The organism is aff. Roholtiella sp. LEGE 12411 (assembly GCF_015206995.1).
Classification (GTDB): Bacteria; Cyanobacteriota; Cyanobacteriia; order Cyanobacteriales; family Nostocaceae; genus Komarekiella.
The window spans coordinates 1-3753 of the sequence record NZ_JADEXR010000266.1 but is presented as its reverse complement, the minus strand read 5'-3'; the positions used below and the strand labels follow the sequence as shown (position 1 = coordinate 3753).

The 3753-nt window shown below is 42.6% G+C and carries 2 protein-coding genes; one reads left to right on the top strand and one right to left on the bottom strand.

All coding sequences use genetic code 11. From position 1 onward, the window contains the following. Nucleotides 1–35 precede the first annotated feature (35 nt). On the bottom strand, nt 36–692 hold the full coding sequence (locus tag IQ246_RS29090) for a pentapeptide repeat-containing protein (protein WP_194006755.1): 657 nt from the start codon (nt 690–692) through the stop codon (nt 36–38). Nucleotides 693–1253: 561 nt separating this feature from the next. On the opposite strand from IQ246_RS29090, the gene IQ246_RS29085 reads away from it, so the two are divergent. Continuing rightward, on the top strand, nt 1254–3527 hold the full coding sequence (locus IQ246_RS29085; RefSeq protein WP_194006754.1) for an ATP-binding protein: 2274 nt from the start codon (nt 1254–1256) through the stop codon (nt 3525–3527). Nucleotides 3528–3753: the final 226 nt, after the last annotated feature.

Sequence of the window (3753 nt, the reverse complement as noted above, 5' to 3'; positions counted from 1 at the left end):
CCCATGCCCCATGCCCCATGCCCCATACCCCAATTTCAATAAACCACTATCTGAGGTTGCTCAATTGTGCCATCAGGCATGATAGTATCCCGAAACTTTGCATAAATCAGGTTTGTTTCCCAAAGGTTGGCTTCACTTAAGTTTGTCTTAGTTAAGTTTGCCCATGTGAGATCTGCACCACTTAAATTAGCCTCGGTTAAATTAGCTTCTAGTAATATGGCTCCACATAATTTTGCTCCTGCGAGATTTGCTCTTACTAAATTAGCTTCAATCAAGGATGCTTCAATTAATATGGCTCTGCTCAAGTCTGCTTCACTCAAATCCGCACCACACAAAGAAGTACCCCAAAGTTTACTATCTGTTAATTTCACCCGCCATAAGAAAGTTCCACACAAATTTGCTTGCGTTAAATCAGCATTAATCAAATTAGCTTCGCACAAAGAAGCTTCATGCAAATTAGCTTCTCGCAAATTAGCTTGCATTAAATTTGCGTTGCTTAAATTGGCACGAGTCAGAATAGAACCGCATAGATTTGCACCGCGCAAATCTGCTCCTACCAAGTTAACACCACTTAAATCAACTGCTCTCAGGTCGATTCCATTCAAGTCATATCCACTTAAATCCTGGTGATGAAGACATTTATTTGTGATTTGACTTAGTATAAATTCCTGCTGGTCAGCATAATTCCTCATGGCATTCACCTCAGGGTGTAATTTTTTTAAAACCGATTGTGAAAGCTACCGTATATTGAGAGTACACCCCAAATGTAGATAATTTAAGCAAATAATCAGTAATACATTCCGGAAAAATCGCTAAGAACTTGAAAATGCGCTCTTCAAGTCATTATTTAAACAAAAAATGCTGACATAGGTCACGAAATATTGATAATAGAGAATAGGAATTAGGGATTGGGGACTAAAGATTAAAAATTAGGAAAGAGTTTTCTCTATAACAAGTATCTAGTCCCCAGTCACCTTTACGTGCGGCATTTTTTTTTGCTAAGAACTTGTACAACGATGTATCTAGTAAGAGTAACACCATTTAAAATAGTTCCAAATTCTCAACTTTTTGTTGAACCCCTATCTCTAGGAGGATTTATTTGCTTCCCAAGTTAGATTACAAAAAAACGGGAATTTATTTAGGCAAAAATATGCCATATTCCTGTGAAAGACTTACTAGCTAACTATTTTCTAAGTAAATCATCCTAAAATATTGGGCAAAAAAGTTCCGTCTAGTTCATTGAAGCTAACAAGATGCAAGATCAGGAAAAGTTAGATCATCAGCTGGCTGACGAGCAGTTAAATAATCCATCACACAGTGGCAGACAGTTATATTACTCAAAGATAGCCACTGTCGAGGAGGGGATGATACTTCAGTTCGCAGACGGGAGTATACAAGCATGTAATGCCAGCGCTGAGCGCATTTTGGGAATCCCGTCCGAGCAGATGCAGGCATGGACTTTCCTTGATTCCTCTTGGCAAGTTATTAATGAAGACGGATCGCCTTTGAATACAAATACTCACCCGGCTATGGTTGCCTGGAATACAGGTAAGCCCTGTTTAAACTTCGTTATGGGTTTGTGTAAACCAAAAGGTGATTTAATTTGGTTGTTGATGAACTCGCAGCCCTTATTTGTAGCTCATGAAACCGCACCTTATGCAGTTGTATCGACCTTTAGCGAGATCACTCAGGGTAAACTGCTAGACGACACGGACAAATTAATACAGATGGCAGCGATAGATGGGGATATTGCTGAGTACAAATGGGCACAAATAGAACGGGAAAAAATGCTAGTGCGATCGCAACAATACGCTAGCCAATTACATGGGTTGACCGAAGCAGCATTAAAGATTAATTCCACACTCTCTATTGAAGAAGTTATCCGGTTAATTACGGAGCAAGCGCGTGCGATTATTGGCGCACACCAATCAGTCACTAGCACAACGATTGAGAATAGTTGGGCAAAATCGATCAGTTCGATTTCACTCTCAGATAAATACGCTGCATGGCGAGATTATAGTGAAAAGGCTGATGGCTCAGGTATTTATGCCTGTGTTTGCCAGATGAATCGTCCCATGCGGATGACTCAAGCCGAACTGGAGCTTCATCCCAAGTGGCTAGGGTTTGGCAAAGAAGCCGAAAAACATCCCCCCATGCGTGGGTGGTTAGCTGCGCCACTGATTGGGCGCAATGGTCATAATATTGGATTAATTCAGTTATCTGATAAATACGAGGGTGAGTTTACCGAAGAAGACGAAGCCATTATTGTACAGTTAGCCCAAATGGCATCGATCGCAATTGAAAACACCCGGTTATACGCAGCCGAACAGCAGGCGCGGACTCAAGCGGAAGAGGCCAACGGCATCAAAGATGAGTTTCTAGCTGTACTTTCCCACGAATTGCGATCGCCGCTGAATCCGATTTTGGGTTGGTCTAAACTACTCCAAACTCGTAAATTTGACGCCACAAAGACAGCAGCCGCCTTAGCAACAATTGAGCGGAATGCCAAGTTACAGGCGCAACTAATTGAAGACTTGCTGGATGTCTCGCGCATTCTCCAGGGAAAACTGACGTTAAACGTTGGCCAGGTAAATCTGGTATCGACTGTCTCGGCTGCACTAGAAACAGTAAGTTTAGCGGCGGAAGCAAAATACATTGAGATGAAATTATCACTTGTTTGTGAGAATGATCAGATTCATCCTACATTCTTAGTAATGGGCGATCCTAACCGCTTACAACAAGTTCTCTGGAATTTGCTTTCCAATGCCGTCAAGTTTACACCCCCAGGCGGGCGAGTGGAAGTTAGGCTAGAGTATGTTGACTCTTGTGCTCAAATCCAAGTAATTGATACGGGTAAGGGAATTAACCCTAACTTTTTACCTTATGTTTTTGAGTACTTCCGCCAAGCAGATAGCGCCACTACCAGAAAATTTGGTGGATTGGGACTAGGGCTGGCAATAGTTCAGCAGATAGTAGAACTCCACGGTGGTACAGTCTTAGCAGCAAGTTCTGGCGAAGGGCAGGGAGCGATATTTACAGTTAATTTACCACTCTGGCACGCAAACGCGACGTCTACGACGGGCTACGCCTACGCCAAAGAAAGTCAACAAGAAGAAGTACACTCTAACCGGGGCAATCTTCAGGGGTTTAAAATACTGGTTGTCGATGATGATACCGATTCCCGGGACTTTATCAGCTTTGTGCTGTCAGAAGAGGGAGCAGATGTAATTGCAGTGTCATCAGCGATGAAAGCACTACAAGCCTTAGCAGAGTCCAAACCAGATGTTCTATTAAGCGATATTGGAATGCCAGACATGGACGGTTACATGCTGATTCGCCAAGTCAGAACCTGGCTACCAGAACAAGGGGGACAGATACCAGCGATCGCTCTGACTGCTTATGCTGGAGAATATAATCAGCAACAGGCACTCTCCGCAGGTTTTCAGATGCACGTCACTAAACCAGCAGAACCTTCTGAGCTAGTTACAGCAGTTGTCAGACTGGCTGATAAAAAAATCAATGGTTAATAAAGTAAAAACAGAAAATTTTCTTTCTGTTCGATGCTGTGGAATAGCTGAACTTCTGAGGCGATCGCTTGGGTAAGCTCTTGGTTCATAATGATTTCTATAGGACTTACGCAACTGGCACACAAGGCTTCTGGTATAAGAGTCAAGGGTCAAGGGTCAAGGGTCAAGAATCAAGGTTTTTTGGACTTTTGACCTTTGACTCTGGACAACCTCTGGCGTTAAAAAT

What these genes read in the sequence shown, in the direction of transcription:
- IQ246_RS29090 (WP_194006755.1), bottom strand. Translation starts at nt 692, where the DNA reads ATGAGGAATTATGCTGACCAGCAGGAATTTATACTAAGTCAAATCACA.
- IQ246_RS29085 (WP_194006754.1), top strand. Translation starts at nt 1,254, where the DNA reads ATGCAAGATCAGGAAAAGTTAGATCATCAGCTGGCTGACGAGCAGTTA.